Origin of the sequence: Microbacterium sp. 22215 (genome assembly GCF_052045655.1) — a bacterium.
In the GTDB taxonomy this organism is placed as follows: domain Bacteria; phylum Actinomycetota; class Actinomycetes; order Actinomycetales; family Microbacteriaceae; genus Microbacterium; species Microbacterium phyllosphaerae.
Window position 1 is genome coordinate 72,548 of the sequence record NZ_JBQEPC010000005.1, and the last position, 17,708, is coordinate 90,255.

20 protein-coding genes are annotated in these 17,708 nt (G+C 69.4%); 6 read left to right on the top strand and 14 right to left on the bottom strand.

All coding sequences use genetic code 11. The features are described 5' to 3' along the window. Position 1: 1 nt before the first annotated feature. The 4 genes from ACTJKH_RS09965 to ACTJKH_RS09980 all read right to left on the bottom strand — a co-directional run bounded on the left by ACTJKH_RS09965 (position 2) and on the right by ACTJKH_RS09980 (position 4,454). Positions 2 to 1,090, bottom strand: a complete 1,089-nt coding sequence (locus ACTJKH_RS09965; RefSeq protein ID WP_440736764.1) for an ABC transporter permease — start codon at positions 1,088 to 1,090, stop codon at positions 2 to 4. Continuing rightward, positions 1,087 to 1,893 (bottom strand): ABC transporter ATP-binding protein, encoded by an 807-nt coding sequence (locus ACTJKH_RS09970; RefSeq protein ID WP_210096792.1) that lies wholly within the window; start codon positions 1,891 to 1,893, stop codon positions 1,087 to 1,089. The genes ACTJKH_RS09965 and ACTJKH_RS09970 overlap by 4 nt, the downstream gene beginning before the upstream one ends. Then, positions 1,890 to 2,714 carry an ABC transporter ATP-binding protein gene (locus tag ACTJKH_RS09975; protein ID WP_440736765.1) on the bottom strand — a complete coding sequence of 275 codons (825 nt, stop codon included), beginning with the start codon at positions 2,712 to 2,714 and terminating at the stop codon, positions 1,890 to 1,892. Before ACTJKH_RS09975 ends, ACTJKH_RS09970 begins: the two co-directional genes overlap by 4 nt. Positions 2,715 to 2,786: 72 nt before the next feature. Then, positions 2,787 to 4,454, bottom strand: a complete 1,668-nt coding sequence (locus tag ACTJKH_RS09980; RefSeq protein WP_440736766.1) for an ABC transporter substrate-binding protein — start codon at positions 4,452 to 4,454, stop codon at positions 2,787 to 2,789. A 168-nt stretch (positions 4,455 to 4,622) separates the two neighbouring features. Here ACTJKH_RS09980 and ACTJKH_RS09985 point away from each other — a divergent pair, with 168 nt between their 5' ends. Next, complete coding sequence (locus ACTJKH_RS09985) at positions 4,623 to 5,270, top strand: TetR/AcrR family transcriptional regulator (protein WP_210096790.1); 648 nt, start codon at positions 4,623 to 4,625, stop codon at positions 5,268 to 5,270. 10 nt (positions 5,271 to 5,280) lie between these two features. Next, complete coding sequence (locus ACTJKH_RS09990; RefSeq protein WP_440736767.1) at positions 5,281 to 6,495, top strand: amidohydrolase; 1,215 nt, start codon at positions 5,281 to 5,283, stop codon at positions 6,493 to 6,495. A 117-nt stretch (positions 6,496 to 6,612) separates the two neighbouring features. Here ACTJKH_RS09990 and moaA read toward each other — a convergent pair whose 3' ends face one another. The 5 genes from moaA to ACTJKH_RS10015 all read right to left on the bottom strand — a co-directional run bounded on the left by moaA (position 6,613) and on the right by ACTJKH_RS10015 (position 10,948). Further along, positions 6,613 to 7,698: a GTP 3',8-cyclase MoaA gene (gene moaA, locus ACTJKH_RS09995; protein ID WP_440736768.1), complete on the bottom strand. Its 1,086-nt coding sequence runs from the start codon at positions 7,696 to 7,698 to the stop codon at positions 6,613 to 6,615. Positions 7,699 to 7,929: 231 nt separating this feature from the next. Beyond that, positions 7,930 to 8,985, bottom strand: a complete 1,056-nt coding sequence (locus ACTJKH_RS10000; protein WP_440736769.1) for an ATP-binding cassette domain-containing protein — start codon at positions 8,983 to 8,985, stop codon at positions 7,930 to 7,932. Further along, entirely contained in the window at positions 8,982 to 9,770 is a 789-nt protein-coding gene (gene modB, locus ACTJKH_RS10005; protein ID WP_440736770.1) for a molybdate ABC transporter permease subunit, read from the bottom strand. The genes ACTJKH_RS10000 and modB overlap by 4 nt, the downstream gene beginning before the upstream one ends. Next, a complete protein-coding gene (gene modA / locus ACTJKH_RS10010; RefSeq protein WP_440736771.1) occupies positions 9,767 to 10,552 on the bottom strand; it encodes a molybdate ABC transporter substrate-binding protein in 786 nt (261 codons plus the stop codon). The genes modB and modA overlap by 4 nt, the downstream gene beginning before the upstream one ends. A gap of 3 nt (positions 10,553 to 10,555) precedes the next feature. Continuing rightward, the gene (locus ACTJKH_RS10015; protein ID WP_210096784.1) at positions 10,556 to 10,948 is read right to left on the bottom strand and encodes a TOBE domain-containing protein; all 393 of its coding nucleotides are present in this window, start codon (positions 10,946 to 10,948) and stop codon (positions 10,556 to 10,558) included. Between the two features lie 150 nt (positions 10,949 to 11,098). On the opposite strand from ACTJKH_RS10015, the gene ACTJKH_RS10020 reads away from it, so the two are divergent. From ACTJKH_RS10020 to ACTJKH_RS10035, 4 genes are read left to right on the top strand one after another with little or no spacing between them, the layout of a single operon-like run. Further along, positions 11,099 to 11,869: a HesA/MoeB/ThiF family protein gene (locus ACTJKH_RS10020; RefSeq protein WP_440736772.1), complete on the top strand. Its 771-nt coding sequence runs from the start codon at positions 11,099 to 11,101 to the stop codon at positions 11,867 to 11,869. Further along, complete coding sequence (locus ACTJKH_RS10025) at positions 11,866 to 13,113, top strand: molybdopterin molybdotransferase MoeA (RefSeq protein ID WP_440736773.1); 1,248 nt, start codon at positions 11,866 to 11,868, stop codon at positions 13,111 to 13,113. The genes ACTJKH_RS10020 and ACTJKH_RS10025 overlap by 4 nt, the downstream gene beginning before the upstream one ends. Continuing rightward, a complete protein-coding gene (gene moaC, locus ACTJKH_RS10030) occupies positions 13,110 to 13,589 on the top strand; it encodes a cyclic pyranopterin monophosphate synthase MoaC (RefSeq protein ID WP_440736774.1) in 480 nt (159 codons plus the stop codon). The genes ACTJKH_RS10025 and moaC overlap by 4 nt, the downstream gene beginning before the upstream one ends. Next, complete coding sequence (locus ACTJKH_RS10035; RefSeq protein WP_440736775.1) at positions 13,586 to 13,840, top strand: MoaD/ThiS family protein; 255 nt, start codon at positions 13,586 to 13,588, stop codon at positions 13,838 to 13,840. The genes moaC and ACTJKH_RS10035 overlap by 4 nt, the downstream gene beginning before the upstream one ends. A gap of 22 nt (positions 13,841 to 13,862) precedes the next feature. Here the strand turns inward: ACTJKH_RS10035 and ACTJKH_RS10040 are convergent, their stop codons facing one another. From ACTJKH_RS10040 to ACTJKH_RS10060, 5 genes are all read right to left on the bottom strand, one after another. Further along, positions 13,863 to 14,303, bottom strand: coding sequence for a molybdenum cofactor biosynthesis protein MoaE (locus ACTJKH_RS10040; RefSeq protein WP_440736776.1), 441 nt, complete (start codon positions 14,301 to 14,303; stop codon positions 13,863 to 13,865). Continuing rightward, the gene (locus ACTJKH_RS10045; protein ID WP_440736777.1) at positions 14,300 to 14,788 is read right to left on the bottom strand and encodes a MogA/MoaB family molybdenum cofactor biosynthesis protein; all 489 of its coding nucleotides are present in this window, start codon (positions 14,786 to 14,788) and stop codon (positions 14,300 to 14,302) included. The genes ACTJKH_RS10040 and ACTJKH_RS10045 overlap by 4 nt, the downstream gene beginning before the upstream one ends. A 40-nt stretch (positions 14,789 to 14,828) precedes the next feature. After that, the gene (locus ACTJKH_RS10050; protein WP_440736778.1) at positions 14,829 to 16,484 is read right to left on the bottom strand and encodes a molybdopterin-dependent oxidoreductase; all 1,656 of its coding nucleotides are present in this window, start codon (positions 16,482 to 16,484) and stop codon (positions 14,829 to 14,831) included. Positions 16,485 to 16,590: 106 nt separating this feature from the next. Further along, complete coding sequence (locus ACTJKH_RS10055; RefSeq protein WP_440736779.1) at positions 16,591 to 16,860, bottom strand: hypothetical protein; 270 nt, start codon at positions 16,858 to 16,860, stop codon at positions 16,591 to 16,593. Positions 16,861 to 16,928: 68 nt separating this feature from the next. After that, entirely contained in the window at positions 16,929 to 17,627 is a 699-nt protein-coding gene (locus ACTJKH_RS10060; protein WP_210096775.1) for a GTP pyrophosphokinase, read from the bottom strand. Between the last annotated feature and the right edge of the window lie 81 nt (positions 17,628 to 17,708).

Below are 17,708 nucleotides of genomic sequence, written 5' to 3' on the forward strand. Positions count from 1 at the left end.
GTCAGGCCTCCGTCTGGCGCGTGCGCGGGTCGAGGTATGCGTAGACGATGTCCGCCAGGATGTTGGCGACCAGCACCGACAGCGTGATCACGAGGAACACTCCCTGCATCAGGGCGAAGTCCTTCGCGTTGGTGGCGTCGAGCAGCAGCTTGCCGACGCCCGGGTAGCTGAAGACCATCTCCATGACGATCGTGCCGCCGACGATGAAGCCGATCGAGAGCGCGAAGCTCTGGATCTGCGGCAGCACGGCATTGCGGGCGGCGTACGCCCAGAGCACCCGCTTGTTCGGCATGCCCTTGGCCTGTGCGACGGTGATGTAGTCCTCGTCGAGCACCGTGAGCATCATGTTGCGCATGCCCAGCATCCAGCCGCCGAGCGAGGCGATGATGATCGTCAGCGCCGGCAGCGTGCCGTGGACGATCACCTGGCCGATGAAGTCGAAGCTCCACTCGGGCGACTGGCCCTTGTCGTAGGCGTGCGACGACGGGAACCACTTGAGCGTCGACGAGAAGATCGCGATCGCGATGAGCCCGAGCCAGAAGTACGGGATGGTGTTGAAGAACGTCGTGATCGGGATCAGCGCGTCGAGCCGGCTGCCGCGCTTCCAACCGACGATCGCGCCGCCGACCGTGCCGAGGGCGAACGAGATGATCGTCGCGAGGCCGACGAGACCGAGCGTCCACGGGAGGGCGGACGCCAGCACCTCGGAGACCGGGCGCAGGCCGTGCAGGGTCGAGATGCCGAGATCGCCGCGGAACAGCATGGCCCAGTAGTCGATGTACTGCTGCCACATCGACTTGTCGGTGTCGATGCCGAGCAGGATGCGCAGCGAATCGGCCGCCTCCGGGCTGATGTTGCGGTTGCGGGCGAGGTAAGAACTGACCGCATCGCCCTTCATGAAGCGAGGCAGGAAGAAGTTGATCGTGATGGCGGCCCACAGGGTGAACAGGTAGAAGCCCGCCCGCCCGGCGAAGAAGCGCCACGGCACGATCGCACGGCCCTTCTGCGCGGCGGTCGCCGTGGTGCCGACCTCGAGCGCGTCGTGGTTCTCCTGGTCGATCTGACCCAGATCGGGGGATGCGGTGGTCACTGTGCACCTCCGTGCGAGCCGGCCGTCGCGAAGTGCTTGTCAGGGTCGGGAGAGGCCGCCCGCAGTTCGCGCGTGTAGGGGTCCTGAGGGTTGAGGATGACGTCGTCGGCGTCGCCGTACTCGACGACCCGCCCCTGGTTGAGCACCATGATCTTGTCGCTGAAGTGTCGAGCGGTGGCGAGATCGTGGGTGATGTAGAGCACGCCGAGGCCCTCTTCGCGCTGCAGATCGGCGAGCAGGTTCAGCACGCCCAGGCGGATCGACACGTCGAGCATCGACACCGGCTCGTCGGCGACCAGCAGAGACGGGCGCGAGGCGAGCGCACGGGCGATGGCCACGCGCTGACGCTGACCGCCGGAGAGCTCGTGCGGGCGGCGGTCGATGACGGCATCCGCGTCGAGCCGCACGCGGGCGAGCAGGCGGCGCACCTCGGCCTCGGTCTCCTTCTTCGGCACGACGTCGTCGAGACGGATCGGACGCTCGAGGTGGTACCTGATCGAGTGGTACGGGTTGAGCGAGGCGAACGGGTCCTGGAACACCATCCGCAGCTGCTGGCGATACCTGCGCAGGCCTCTGCCCCGGCGCGGGATGGGCTTGCCGTCGAGCAGCACCTCTCCGGTCGTCGGCGTCTCGAGTTGGGTGAGGATCTTCGCGATGGTCGACTTGCCGCTGCCCGACTGTCCGACGAGGCCGATGGTCTGGCCGGAGTTCAGGGTGAAGCTGACGTCGTCGAGCGCCTTGAGCTGGCCGGCTCCGCGGACGTTGTAGACCTTGCTGACGTGGGAGAACTCGAGAGTGGTCATCGTGTCAGCACTCCTCGCGCGCCGGTGAGACGGGGGAACGACGACAGCAGCGTCTTCGTGTAGTCGTTCTGCGGATTCGTCCAGATCTGCTCGGCCGACGCGAGCTCGACGATCTCGCCCTCGCGCATGATCGCGATGCGGTCGCTGATCTCGAGCAGCAGGGGGAGGTCATGGGTGATGAAGATCACCGAGAAGCCGAACTCATGCCGCAGTTGCGAGATCTGCTTGAGGATCTCGCGCTGCACCAGCACGTCGAGCGCCGTGGTCGGCTCGTCCATGACCATCAGCTGCGGGCGCAGGGCGAGCGCCATCGCGATCATGACACGCTGGCGCATGCCGCCCGACAGCTCGTGCGGGAAGGAGCGGGTGCGCTGTCTACCGACCTTGACGATCTCGAGCAGCTCCTCGGCTTCAGCGCGACGCTGCCGGCGGGTCATGTCCGGGCGGTGGATCTCGAAGACGTCCTCGAGCTGCGACCCGACCGTGGAGACGGGGTTGAGCGCGTTCATCGCCCCCTGGAACACCATCGAGACCTTGTCCCAGCGGAACCTCTGCATCGCATCGACGTCGACGGCGTTGATGTCGACGTCGACACCGGATGCATCGTGGAACGTCACGCTGCCGCCGGCGATCACGGCGGGTGCTCGAAGCAGGCGCTGCACTCCATAGGCGAGCGTGGTCTTGCCGCATCCGCTCTCTCCGGCGAGGCCGAGGATCTCGCCGCGCTGCAGTTCGAGCGTCACGTTCTTCACCGCCTCGACGGGCGGATCGACGTCGTACACGACCGAGAAGTCGCGCACGCTGAGCAGGGGTTCTGACATGAGGGGTCCTTCGTCGGTCGGGAGGTCGGTGGGAGGGGCGGATGCGGTCGCATCCGCCCCTCCTCGGACTGCTTACTCGGCCGGCTTCAGCTTCGTGAGGATCATCACGATGTTCTGCTGCGTCGGGTCACCCGAGGCGTAGGGGTCGTCCTCGGACGGCCATCCCACGTAGTTGCGGGTGTTGTACTCGCCGAGCAGCGGGTGGGCGCCGAGCGGGATCGCCGGCACCTGGTCGACGAAGATCTGCTCCAGCGTCGTGATCGCCTCGGTGCGCACGTCGTCGGACGACGCGTTCGCGTAGGCGTTCAGCGCCTCGGTGGCAGCAGGGTCTTCGAAGCGTCCGAAGTTGAACCCGGCGATGCCCTCGGGCGAGATCCAGCGGGGGTCCATCGTCGAGGTGTAGAGACCGTAGGCCGTGCCGCTGTCCTCGAGCCAGTGGATGATGGCCGAGAAGCTGCCGTCGTCGCGGGGCCCTGCCCAGCCGCCCCAGTCGGGCATGTCGATCTTGACCTCGGCGCCGATCGACTCGGTGATGTCCTCAGCGATGAGCTCCTGCGCGGTGTTCCAGTCGCTCCAGCCCGAGGGCACCGAGAGCGTGAAGGAGACCGGGGTGCCGTCGGGGTCGACCAGCGCGTCGCCCTTCCAGGTGTAGCCGGCGTCTTCGAGGATGCCGCGGGCCTTCTCGGCATCGACCGAGTAGTCCTCGCCCTCGAACTCGGGCTGGATCTCGTCCTCGAGGATCGACGACAGACCGGTCACCGACCAGACGGGCTCGCTGGCACCCTCACGCGCGATGTCGACGTAGGCGTCGCGGTCGATCACCCAGGCGAGAGCCTTGCGGAACGCGACGTCGTCGAACGGCTTCTGCTGCAGGTTCATGAACAGCGTGGCAGAGCCGGTGGTCGGCGCGACGAAGAACTTGTTGTGCTCGGGGTCGGCGTCGAGGAACTGCTCCTGGATCTGCGGGATGAACGCCTGCGCCCAGTCCGCCTCGCCCTGGGCGAGAGCGGTGGTGAGAGCCGTGTTGTCGCCGTACGAGACGTAGTGCAGCTCGGGGACTGCGAGATCGCCGCCCCAGTAGTCGTCGCGGGCTTCGAGCGTGACCGACTCGGTCGACCAGTTCGAGAGCGCGTAGGGGCCGGTGCCGACCAGGTCGTCGCCCTTGACGGGGTCGGTCGCGGGCGAGTCGAACTTCTCCCAGATGTGCTTCGGCACGATCGGCACGTGCAGCACGCGGGCCTGGTTGACGTACTTCGACTCACCGAACGTGAGTGTGACGGCGTCGCCGTCGACCGTCGCACCCTCGAACTTGAGGCCGGCGGTGTCGAGCTCGGGCGTGGAGACCAGCTCGTAGGTGAAGACGATGTCGTCGGCGGTGAACGGCTCTCCGTCGCTCCAGGTGACGTCCTTGCGGGGCACGACGGTGACGGCGGTGTAGTCGTCGTTCCACTCGATGCTCTCGGCGAGCCAGGGCGTGACCTCTCGGTCGCCGGTCTGGTTCACGAGGCCGAGCGTCTCGAAGATGACCTTGCCGTAGCCGTACTTCGACGCGGACGAGTCGCCGACATACGGGTTGTTCGACTCGGTGGTGATCGCACCGTCGGGCTTGGCGATGGTCAGGGCTGCACCGCTGCCTCCGCCGTCACCCTCATCGGATCCACCGGCGGCGCAGCCGGCGAGGGCCGAGATGCTGAGGGCGGAGATCGCCGCGACAGCGATCAAAGACTTTCTGAGCTTCATTGCTTCTCCTTGGGCACGGGTCATTGTGCTGTGTGGTCGTCGGCTGCTCGGGCATCCGACCTGTTTTAACTTACTGGCGAGAAAGTAAGCTGGTGCGAGGTTACTCGTTGGTAAGTAGAGTTGGCAAGTACGATCCAGTGCAGGATTCCGTGCAGGAGAGGAGGGACCATGGCGAAGGATGCCGTCGCACACGCGACCGTCCGCCCCGCGACACGTGAGAAGCGGGAGCAGATCCTCAAGGCCGCCGTCGAGATCTTCGGCAACAAGGGCTCGACCAACGGCACCCTCGCCGATGTCGCCGAGCAGGTCGGCATCACGCACGCCGGCGTGCTCCACCACTTCGGCTCGAAGCAGAAGCTGCTGCTCGAGGTGCTCGCCTACCGCGACCAGGCCGATGTGGCCGAGCTCGCCGAGAAGCACATCCCCGGCGGGCCAGAGCTCTTCCTGCACCTCGTGCGTACGGCGATCGCGAACGAGCGGCGCCCCGGCATCGTGCAGGCGTACACCGTGCTGTCGTCCGAATCGGTGACCGACAACCACCCCGGACGGGAGTACTTCGAGGAGCGCTACACGACGCTGCGCCGAGAGGTCACGGATGCATTCACCCTGCTGTGCGCGCAGGAGGGCGTGACGGACACCGGCACGATCGCGATGGCCGCGGCCAGCATCCTCGCCGTGATGGACGGCCTGCAGCTGCAGTGGCTGCTGCACCGCGACGTCTTCGACCTGGGCGAGGCGAGCGAGTTCGCGATCCGCGCGATCGTGAACAGTGTCCTGAACCCGGGCCCCGCGCTGGAGTCGTACCGCCGCGACTAGGCTCGGGGCCATGACGATCGACCTCGAAGCGCTCTACATCGACCTGCACCAGCACCCCGAGCTCTCGTTCCAGGAGACGCGCACCGCCGGCATCGCCGCCGGCCACCTGCGCGATCTCGGCCTCGAGGTGCACGAGGGCGTCGGCGTCACCGGCGTGGTCGGAGTTCTGAAGAACGGCGACGGACCCGTCGTGTGGGTGCGCGCGGACATGGATGCGCTGCCCGTCGGCGAGGAGACCGGCCTCGCCTATGCGAGCACCGCGACCGGCATCGACCCTGCAGGCAACACGGTTCCCGTCATGCACGCGTGCGGCCACGACATGCACGTCACCGCCATGATCGGCGCGGTCGAGAAGCTCGTCTCCGAGAAGGCGGACTGGTCGGGCACCGTGGTCGTGCTGATCCAGCCTGCCGAGGAGTACGGCGCCGGCTCCCGCGCGATGCTCGACGACGGACTTCGCGACCTCGTGCCGCATCCCGACATCGTGCTCGGACAGCACGTCACCCCTCTTCCCGCCGGCACGATCGGCGTGCGACCCGGCACGCAGATGGCGGCATCCGACGGCCTGACCGTCACCCTTCACGGCCGCGGCGGACACGGCTCGCGCCCGCACTCGACGATCGACCCCGTCGTCATGGCCGCGGCCACCGTCATGCGCCTGCAGACCATCGCCTCCCGCGAGGTCGACCCGCGCGACGTCGCCGTCGTGACCGTCGGCTCGATCCACGCCGGCCTCAAGAACAACATCATCCCTGCCGAGGCGAAGCTCGAGCTGAGCCTGCGCTACCCGAACGACGAGATGCGCGACAAGGTGCTCGCGAGCGTCGAGCGGATCGTGCGCGCCGAGGCCGCGGCATCCGGCGCCGAGCGCGAGCCCGAGATCCGCACCGACCACACCCTGCCGCCCACGATCAACGACGCGGATGCCACGGCACGCGTCACGTCGGCGCTGCAGCGCGCACTCGGCGAGGCGTCGGTCATCGATCCCGGCATGTTCACGGGCAGTGAGGACGTCTCGTGGTTCGCCCGCGACACCGGAGCGCCGCTCGTCTTCTGGTTCTGGGGCGGTGTCGACCCGGCGACCTTCGCGGCATCGGCCGCCGCGGGGACGCTCGACAAGGACATCCCCACGAACCACTCGCCGTTCTTCGCGCCCGTGATCCACCCGACCATCGAGGTCGGCGTCACCGCGCTCTCGTCGGCCGCGCGGGAGTTCCTCGGCTGAGGGTCCTCGTTCGCCGTTTACAATTCAGCATGAACGTGCGCGACCGGACCAGATTCGCACCCTGAGCGCGCGGAACGCACGTTCTCTGCTGAGTTGTGAACGCGGGAGTGCGGAGACTCAGCCGCCGATGGCGTTCATGCCGCGGGCGGGCTGCAGGAACGACGGGTCGTTGATGGCGTGGCCCGGCAGCTTGCCGTGCACGCATGAGCGCAGCATGGCACCGATCCCCTCGGCACGGTGATCCGCATCGGATGCCGCGTCGCCACGAAGCACGTCGATCAGGTCGTACTCGGCGTTGGAGAACAGGCAGTTGCGCAGTTGGCCGTCGGCGGTCAGGCGCAGTCGGTCGCACGCGCCGCAGAAGGGGGCGGTGACCGAGGCGATGACGCCGACCTCGTGCGGCCCTCCGTCGATGCGCCATTTCTCGGCCGGTGCGCCACCGCGTCCTGGAACGGGGTCGAGGCTCCACCGAGCGCTCAGCTTCTCGAGGATCTCCTCGCGCGTCACCATCGAGGCGCGATCCCACGTGTGGCCGGCGTCGAGCGGCATCTGCTCGATGAAGCGCAGCTGTGCGCCGACCTCCATCGCGAAGGCGACCAGGTCGGGCAGCTCGTCGTCGTTCACGCCGCGCATGGCGACGGTGTTCAGCTTGAGCGGGCGCAGTTCCGATGCCGCCGCTGCCGCGATGCCTTCGAACACGTCGTCGATGCGGTCGCGGCGCGTGAGATCGGCGAAGCGCTGACGGTCGACCGTGTCGATGCTGATGTTCAGTCGGGTGAGGCCCGCGTCGATCAGGTCGGGCAGATGCTTCGCGAGCGTGATGCCGTTCGTCGTCATCGCGACCTCGACGGGACCCTCGTCGCCCTCGATCGCCGAGACACGTCGCACGACGTCGACGATGTCGGCCCGCAGCAGCGGCTCGCCGCCCGTGAGGCGGAAGGTGCGGATGCCGAGCGATGCGGCGGCCTGTGCCACTTCGACGATCTCGTCGGTCGACAGGATGCTCGTGCGAGCGAGCCATTCGTTGCCCTGCTCGGGCATGCAGTAGGTGCAGCGCAGCGAGCAGCGGTCGGTCAGCGAGATGCGCAGGTCGCGGTGCACGCGACCGTGGGTGTCGACGAGTCCCTGCGACGCGGGCGCGGCGGCGTCGAGGACTGCGGCGCTCGGCGCGCGCATCCCGATCACGACCGGCACAGCCGTCATCGCTCGTTCCCTCTCCCCGACATGTTCCGAGACTACCCGCGCCTCCGGCACCGAGGCTCATGCAGGCACGACGACCGGCATATTGCCAGGTCACTGAGCCGGTCGGCTCCGGCGGGACCGGTTGGCTGAGACTCCCCCGCCTGGCGGCATCCGCGGCGGCATCCGATCAGCCATCCGGGATCCCGTCAGCCATCCGGGATCCCGTCAGCCATCCGCTACGGGGGGGTGGAGTCAGCCGACCCCGACGAACCGCACCAGCGCCGGGTCCACCCGCAACCGGATCCTGTCGCCGACCGCGAGCCCCCGCGCAGCGGCCAGCGACAGGTCGACCGCCCCGACATCGGTGTGCACGCGCACGCCTCCCAGTGTGGGATCGATACGCGCCACCACAGCCGGCCACGACTCCGCGGAGGCGTCGGCGAACCGCACATCCCCCGGACGGAAGACCGCGGCGAGCGCTGCCCCGTCTGTCGCAGCGAGCGCACGCGACGCCGGATCCTCGCTGGTCAGCAGCACCTCACCGCTGCGCCACGCGCCTCCGCTCGCCACACCCACCAGGCGATTCACCCCGGCGATCGAGGCCACGAAACCGGATGCCGGGGCGGCGAGCACGTCGCGCACCGGCCCCTCCTGCGTCACGCGGCCAGCCTCGACGACGATCAACCGATCGGCGAGCGCGACGGCATCCGCGGCATCGTGCGTGACCGCGACGGTGGTGGTCGAGACGAGCTGGTCGCGCAGCATCCGCCTGATGTCTCCGGCCGTCTCGGGGTCGAGGGCGACGAGCGGCTCATCGAGCAGCACGACGCGAGGGGATGCGGCGAGCGCACGAGCGACCGCGACACGCTGCTGCTCGCCTCCGGACAGCTCGTGCGGCATCCGCCCTCCCGAGCCGGGGAGCCCGACCCGCGCGAGCCAGTCGTCGGCGCCGGCTCGCGCCGCACGAGCCTCGACGCCGGCCGCACGCGGCCCGAACGCCACGTTCTCGCGCGCCGACAGATGGGGGAACAGCCGCGGTTTCTGCCCCAGCAGCACGACACCGCGGCGCATCGGTTCGGTGCGCACCCGTGGCTTCGCGACCCGGTCGACGACCCGTCTCTCGACGGCGATCTCTCCCCCGCCCAGCGGCTCGAGCCCGGCGAGCGCCTGCAGCAGCGTCGACTTGCCCGCACCGCTCGGCCCCATCACCGCGACCGTCTCCCCCGCCTGCACCTGCAGCGAGACATCGACCGTGAAGTGCTCCCGAGGCACGACCACGTGGGCGCGCAGGCCCTCGACGGCGCTCATCGAGCAGCCCCCGGCCGCCATCCGCGCACGAGCAGCAGCACGAGGATCGCCGTGGCCAGCAGCAGCAGTGCGAGGGCGACCGCCGCGCCCTGCGTGACGCCTGCACCGTTGAACGCGGTGTAGATCGCCAGCGGCATCGTCTGCGTGACGCCGGGGCGGTTACCGGCGAAGAGTGCAGTGGCCCCGAATTCACCGATCGCCCGCGCGAAGCACAGCACCACGCCGGCCACGATCCCCGGGGCTGCGAGCGGCAGGGTGATGCGGCGCAGGATCGTCCAGCGCCCCGCACCGAGTGCGGCGGCGGTGCGCTCGTACTCGACCCCCGAGGTGCGCACGGCGCCCTCGACCGCCAGCACCAGGAACGGCAGCGCCACGAAGGTCTGCGCCAGGATGACCGCCGGGGTGCTGAACGACAGCCCGAGTCCGCCGAACCACCCCGCCCGCCCGAACAGGTAGAGCAGGGCGACGCCGCCGACCATGGGCGGCAGCACCAGCGGAACCGTGACCGCCGCGCGCAGCACGGCTGCCAGCCGCGGCCCTGAGCGGGCGATCGTCAGCGCCAGGGGCACGCCGATCACGATGCACAGCAGCGTGGCGATGAGACCCGTGCCGAGCGAGAGCAGCAGCGCCGAGCGTGCGGCCTCCGACGTCACATCGGCGATGAACGTCGACCACTCGACACGGGTGACCAGAGCCGCCAACGGAAGAATGAGGAACGCGAGACCGATCAGGGCGGGGATGGCCAGTGCGCGCGGCGTGTATCCGCGCGCTCCGGCCGCACTCACGGTGCTCCGAACCCGAAGTCGGCCAGGATGCTCTGGCCCTCATCCGAGAGCACGAACGTGACGAACGCCGCGGCGGCCGCCGAGTTCGGAGCCTCCGACAGGGCCGCGATCGGATAGTGGTTCACGACCTCGTCGGCACCATCGGGGACGATCACCTCGACGTCGTCCCGACCGATCACATCCGTGGCGTACACCAGTCCGGCGTCCGCCTCGGAGGCGGCGACCTTGGTCAGCACCGCGGTCACGTTCTGCTCGAGGCTCGCCGCCTCGACCGTGACGCCGGCGTTCGAGAGCAGCGTCGCCGAGGCGGCACCGCACGGCACCTCGGGGGCGCACAGCACCGTGGTGACGTCGGCCAGGTCGTCGAGGGTCTTCACGCCGCCGGGGTTGCCCGTCGGCACGGCGATCACGAGAGTGTTGGAGGCGAACAGGGTCGGATCGACCGCGGCATCCTCGAGCTTGTCCATGTTGGCCTCGTCGGCTGAGGCGAACACGTCGGCCGGGGCGCCCTCGAGCAGCTGGGTGACCAGCGTCGACGATCCGTCGTACACGCCGCTGACCTCCACGTCGGGGTTCGCCTCGGTGAAGGCCGCGCCGATCTCGTCGAAGGCCGTGGAGAGCGAGGCGGCCGCGTAGACCGTGAGCTCACCGCTCAGAGAGCTCTCGGCCGCATCGTCGGTGGCGGTCGGCGCCGGGGACTCCGCGCCGGCAGCGCACCCGGTGAGGGCGAGCGCTGCGGCGGTCAGAGCGATCGTGACGGTGCGGCGGAGGGTGCGGTTCATGTGTCAGTCCTTCGGTACTTCGACCACGACGTTGGTCGCCTTGACGGATGCGCTGGCGAGCGAGCCCACCTCGAGCTGCAGCTCGCGGGCGGCCTCGGCCGACATCAGCGAGACGACGCGGTGGGGGCCGGACTGCAGGTCGACCTGCGCCATCACTCCGTCGATCTGCACGCGGGTGACGATGCCGACGAAACGGTTGCGGGCGCTCGAGAGCGCGTGATTCGACTCCTGCGCCTCCTCGGCGAGTTCCACAGCACGGGCGGCGAGCGCGTCGCCGGGGATCTCAGCGGGCACGGCGTCGGTCGTGGGCAGCAGCCCCTGATCGATCCATCGCCGCACGGTGTCGTCGCTCACCCCGAGCAACTGAGCGGCGCGGGAGATCCGAAAGCTCTGCATGAGGAAACAATACCGCAGATGCGGATGCTCGAGCAGGAAAAAGCCGCATCAGCGGAAGTGCGATGCTCGCCGAGCATCCGCCGCCTCCGAACTCCCAGCGAATCCCCGTGCGTCCGCCGTAACGGCGAGCCCGGGGCATAGCCTGGTGCCATGCAGCCGCTCGTCGCTCCCATACCCGCTCTCGACCCGGCCGAACTCGTCCGTACCGCCAGGCACGCGGTGCTCGCCGGCATCGGCGAGGAGGGGCAGCGTCGCCTGGCGGCGGCCCACGTCGCCGTCGTCGGCGCCGGCGGCCTCGGCTCGCCCGCGCTGCTCGCACTGGCCGCGGCAGGAGTCGGCAGCATCACCGTGATCGACGACGACATCGTCGAGCTGACGAACCTGCAGCGTCAGCTCGCGCACCGCGTCGAAGACATCGGCAGACCGAAGACCTCATCCGCGGAGCGCGCGATCCTGGCGCTGTCGCCCGGGGCGGAGGTCGTGACGGCGGCCGAGCGACTCGACTCCGAGAACGCCGAGCGCCTGTTCGCGGGCGCCGACATCGTGGTCGACACCAGCGACTCGTTCGCGACGCGTCGTGATGTCGCCGCCGCAGCGGAGGCCCTGGGCATTCCTCTGGTCTGGGGCGCCGTGCAGGAGTGGCACGCGCAGGCGACCGTGTTCTGGTCGAATCCGCCCCAGGGCCACGCCCCGGTCGTGCTCGCAGATCTCTTCCCCCTCGGCACCGAGGGCGAGCCGCCGAGCTGCGCGCAGGTCGGTGTCCTGGGTGCGCTGTGCGTGCAGGCGGGCGGGATGCTGGCGGGCGAGGTCGTGAAGCTCATCACCGGCGCCGGAGATCCGCTGCTCGGTCGCCTCGCCATGATCGACGGGCTCTCCGCACGACAGCACGAGATCGCGATCCGATCGGCGGTGGCGGCATGAGCGGCGCGGGCGCGAACCGCCGGACGGTCGAGGAGCAGCTCGCGCTCGTCCTCGACGCCGTGCGCACCCTCCCGGCCGAGAGCCGTGCGATCCGCGACGCCGCCCACCGCACCCTCGCAGAGCCCGCGACGGCAGCCCACGACATCCCGCTCTTCGACAACTCCGCGATGGACGGCTTCGCGGTGCGTTTCGCCGATGTCGCTGCGGCATCCGCAGACGACCCGGTGGTGCTGCGCGTGGTCGCCGACCTGCCCGCCGGAGTGTCGGACGACCCACCCCTCGGCCCCGGCGAAGCGGCCCGCATCATGACCGGATCGCCGGCCCCGACGGATGCGGATGCGATCGTGCCCTTCGAAGACACCGCGGGCGGCCTCGCCGACTCGCTCGGCGAGGTGCAGGTGTTGCGGGCCCCGGCGACACCGGGAGCATTCGTCCGCCGTCGCGGCGCCGACCTGCATGCGGGGGATGCCGTCGTGCACGCCGGCGAACGCCTCGGCGCCTTCCAGCTCGCGGCCGCCGTCGCCGCGGGCGTGGAGTCCGTCTCGGTGACCCGTGCGCCGCGCGTCGCCGTGGTCTCGACGGGCAGCGAGCTGCTGTCACCGGGTGAGCCGGCAGCGCGTGGCCGCATCCCCGACTCGAACGGTCCGCTGCTCGAGCTCCTCGTCGCGGACGCCGATGCCGAGGTCGTTCTCGTCGCGCGCGTCACGGACGACGCCGAGGCCGTGCGGACCGTCACCGCGACGGCGGTCGAGCGCGGCGCCGATGTGATCGTGTTCACGGGTGGCGTCAGCGCGGGGGCCTATGAGCCGGTGCGCGGCGCCTTCGACGGACAGGGTGCCGTCGAGTTCGCGAGCGTCGCGATGCAGCCCGGCAAACCTCAGGCGTTCGGCGCTCTCGACTCCGGCGCCCTCGTGTTCGGGCTGCCGGGAAACCCGGTCAGCGTCGCGGTCTCGTTCGAGGTCTTCGTGCGGCCGGCGCTGCTCGCCCTGCAGGGTCGCTCCGAGATCCACCGCGCTCGTGCATCCTTCACGGCGGATGCTGCGTGGACGACCCCGCCCGGACGCCGCCAGTACCTCCCCGCCGTCGTCGACCTCACGGCCGGCACGGTGCGCCCAGCGACCTCCGGAGGCTCGGGGTCGCATCTGGCCGGTGGTCTCGCGCGGGCACGCGCGTTCGCGATCGTCCCCGCCGAGGTCGAGGCCGTCGCCGTGGGCGACGCGATCGATGTCATGCTGGTCGAATGAGTTTCACGCACCTCGACTCGGCCGGTCATGCGCACATGGTCGATGTGACCGCCAAGCAGCCGACCGTCCGCACCGCGACCGCTCGGGGCTTCGTGCGCTGCAGCGCCGAGACCATCGCGGCCCTGCGTGACGGCACGGCGCCGAAGGGCGACGTGCTCGCGGTCGCCCGCATCGCCGGCATCCAGGCCGCCAAGTCGACCCCCACGCTGCTGCCCCTCGCCCACGTGATCGGCGTGCACCGCGCGAACGTCGAGCTCGACATCGTCGATGACGGTGTGCACGTCGAGGCGACCGTCGGCACCGCCGACCGCACCGGCGTCGAGATGGAGGCGCTCGCGGCCGTCTCGGTGAGCGCGCTCGCGATCGTCGACATGATCAAGGGCATCGACCGCTCTGTGGTCATCGAGGACGTGCGCATCGTGGCGAAGTCGGGCGGACGCTCGGGCGACTGGGTGCGCGAGGGAGAGACCCGATGACCGCGCACCTGACCACGACCGTCCGCGTGCGCTACTTCGCCGCCGCCGCCGAGGCCGCGGGAGTCGACGCAGAGCAGCGTGGCGAGATCTCGCTCGAGGAGCTCCGCGCCGCGGTGATCGCAGACCATCCGGCGCTCGCCGACATCCTGCCGCGCTGCGCGGTCATGGTCGACGGCGTGCGCAGCGACGATGACCGGTCGCTCGCCGACGCACAGCTGATCGACGTGCTCCCCCCGTTCGCGGGGGGCTGAGCAGCAACTCGCCGGGCTCGGCTCAGCCGCCGATGCCCTTCCACGACGTCGATCCGTCGGACTCGACCTGACGCTTCCACACGGGCAGCGAGGTCTTGATGTCCTCGATGACCGCGCGGCACACCTCGAACGCCTCGGCGCGGTGCTCGGCGGCGACCGCGATCACGACGGCCGCATCGCCCACGTCGAGTCGTCCGATGCGGTGACTCACGGCCACCGCGACGCGAGCCTCGCCCACGGCATCCGCGGCCGCCTGCTCGGCGATGCGCCGCAGCGTGGCCTCGGCGTCGGGGTGAGAGCTGTACTCGAGCCCGACCACCGGGGTCGTGGCATCCGGGTCGTTGTCGCGAACCCGTCCGATGAAGGTCGTCACACCGCCCAGCGCCGGATCCTCAACGGCGGCGAGGTGCGCGTCGAGGTCGAGACGCCGGTCGGAGATCGCGGCGATCCGCACCTCGTTCATGCGTGGTCACCGCCCTCGACCTGGTCGACGACGTGTCTCGCGACGGTCAGCACCACGGGGACTCCGGATGCCACGGCACGCGTGGAGCCCGGGAGGTTCACGACGAGCGCTCCGGCCGGGTCGACGACACCGGCGAGGCCGCGGGACAGCACCGACAGCGGGGTGTCGGCGAGGCCGCTGCGACGCAGCTCTTCGGCGATGCCCGGCACCTCGCGCGTGATGACCTTGCGGGTGCCCTCGGGGGTCTCGTCCCGCGGGCTGACGCCGGTTCCGCCGGTGGTCACGATCAGTCGCACGCCGCGCGCGACAGCTCGGCGCAGCGCGTCGGCGACGGAGGCCGCACCGTCGGGGATCACCTCGGCGTCGGGGCAGTGCCACCCCGCCTCCCTCAGCAGACCGACCGCGATCGGACCGCCTCTGTCTTCGCGTTCTCCGGCGAACGAGCGGTCCGAGACGGTGATCACGCAGGCGGGGAGCGACGTCATGGCTCCACCCTAGGTCCTGCCCCACGCAGACGCACGAGCATCATGCGACGCGGATGAGCGACCGCTGCCAGCCCGACGATCCGTTCGGAGCGATCGGTGCGCGCTCCTCGATCTGCATGTCGCCGTTCTTGTTGATCGCTCGCACCGCCACGTAGTGCGTGCCCGGTGTGGCATCCCACTCCATGAACCACTGCACCCAGGTGTTCTCGTTGATCGGGGCCGACAGCGTCGCAGGCATCCAGTCGCCCTCGTCGATGCGCACCTCGACCCGCTCGATGCCCACGGTCTGCGCCCACGCGACGCCCGCGATCGGGATGCGACCGGCCTCGACGGCCTGGCCGACCTTCGGGGTGTCGACGCGCGAGGCGAACTTGATCGGAGCCTCGGCGCTGTATCCACGCGGAGTCCAATAGGCCTCGTCCTTGTCGAACGTGGTGACCTTGAGCTCTGTGAGCCACTTCGTCGCCGAGACGTAGCCATAGAGCCCCGGAACGACCATCCGCACCGGGAAGCCGTGCTCGAGCGGCAGCGGCTCGCCGTTCATGCCCACCGCGAGGATCGCGTCGAGATTGTCATCGGTGAGGGCCGACAGCGGCGTGCTCGCCGTGTAGCCGTCGACGCTCTTCGACAGCACCATGTCGGCGCCGGACTTCACTCCGGCCTTCTTCAGCACGTCTCGCAGCGGCACACCCAGCCACACGGCGTTGCCGACCAGGCCGCCGCCGACCTCGTTCGAGACGCACGTGAGCGTCACCGCGTACTCGTCGAGCCCCATGTCGAGGAGGTCCTGGAAGCTCATCTCGACGCGCTGGTCGACCATGCCGTCGATCACGAGACGCCAGGTCTCGGGATCGATGGTCGGCACGGTCAATGCGGTGTCGACGCGGTAGAAGTCCTTGTTCGGAGTGATCAGCTTGGTCAGCCCCGGGATGTCGAGCTCGGCACCCTTCGGGACGGTCACGGTCGATTTCGGGGCGGGAAGCTTGAGGGCGTCACGGATCGACGCGACCGATGCGACCGTCATGCTCACGGTGCGCGAAGCGATGCCGACCACGACCGCCGAGACGCTGGCGATGCCGGCGAGGATGAAGAACTGCCTGCGACCCATCGCCTTGGCGGGCTTCGCGTCGGATGCCTCGGCATCCGCGATCTCGGCATCCGCGGTCTCGCCCTTGCGGTCGACCATCGCGACAGGAACCACGGATGCCTTCCACGCCCTGAGCCGACGGATCAGCAGCACGATGATGATGGATCCCGCGATGGTTCCGAGCACGGGGGGCAGGAAGGCGAGGGCCGTCACTCCGGCCCTGGTCACGATCGCCGCGGTGGAGAGCGCGCCCGCGACCACCAGGGCGATGACGCCGAGCGGGGGACGGAGCAGCTGCAGGATGCCGGCGATCGCCGACGCGATCACCACCGCGAGACCGAGACCGACCAGCAGCGCGATCTTGTCGTACTCGCCGAAGGTCGCGATCGCGAACTCCTTGAACGGCTGCGGCACGATGTCGATCACGAATCCGCCGACGGCGAGGATGGGGCTGGCCGAGCGCGCGAAGATCAGCGCGAACAGCTCCGCCGTCGCGAGGAAGACGAGTCCACTGATCACACCCGAGAGGGCGGCCCAGAAGAAGAACCTCTTACCCCTGCTCGGCCGTTCGCTCGTGTCGCGCTTCTCTGCCGTGCTGCGCTGTGCCATGGTCTGCTCCTTCGCACCGAGGACGGTGTGGTCTCGGGTTGTTCGGAGCGGACGCGAGAACGGATGGTCACGGCATCGGATTCGAGCGGCTCAGGATGCGGCGGGATCAGAGGCGACGTGCGGTGATGGTGTCGCGGTCCTGCAGTTCGCGCAGCGTGCGCAGGCACCTCGAGCAGAGGATCTCGACGCGACGCGGGTGGTTCTCTCCGCACACGCAGTCGACCGACACCCGCCACTTCGCCTTGCGTCCGCACGCGGCATACGCCTCGTCATCGCCGTGGTCGCACTCGCACAGCTGACGACCCCGGTCGAGTCCGGGGAGCTCCGCGAGGGTGCGCTCGACATCCGAGACCGGGGGCAGCTGCGTCTTCACCACCTGTCGATGCTCCCAGGGCCGTGCGGCCCCGCGCAACACCGCGCCGGGTGGCGGGTCGTCGGGGCGGGTCAGACCTGCACGACGTGCGGCGGGGGCGGCGGGGCGAGCTGGCGCTGCGGCACGCCATGCGCCTCGCGGTGCAGACGCTCCATGCGGCTGTCGAGCTCGGCTGCGGCCTCGGCGGCATCCGTCAGGCTCTCGACGAGGTGCGACGGCACCTGGTTCGAGAACTTGTAGTAGATCTTGTGCTCGAGGCTGGCCCAGAAGTCCATCGCGATGGTGCGGAACTGCACCTCGACCGGCACCGACAGCGCCCCGGTCGACAGGAACACCGGCACCTCGATGATCGCGTGCAGGCTCTTGTAGCCGTTGGCCTTCGGAGTGGCGATGTAGTCCTTGACCGTGACGACGGTCACGTCGTCCTGAGCGGTGAGCAGATCGAACAGGCGGTAGACGTCGGCGACGAAGCTGCAGGTCACCCGCACGCCCGCGATGTCGGTGATCTCGGTGCGGATGCGCTCGAAGTCCGGCTCGGCGATGCCCTTCCGGGCGATCTTCTCGACGATGCTGTCGGGCGTCTTCAGCCGGCTCTTGACGTGCTCGATCGGGTTGTACGCGTGGTGGTGGGTGAACTCGTCACGAAGGATCGAGATCTTCGTCTCGACCTCCCGCATCCCGAACTCGTACTCGCGCAGGAAGCGCTGGAACTCATCGCGGAGCTCACGAGTCTGCTGGATGGCGTCATCGGTGACCTGAAGGGACGTCATGCATCCGACGTTACGCGTCTGTGATCGGAAGTGGCTGTGCATCGTCGATGAGAAATCGAGTCGCATCCCGTTGACGATGTC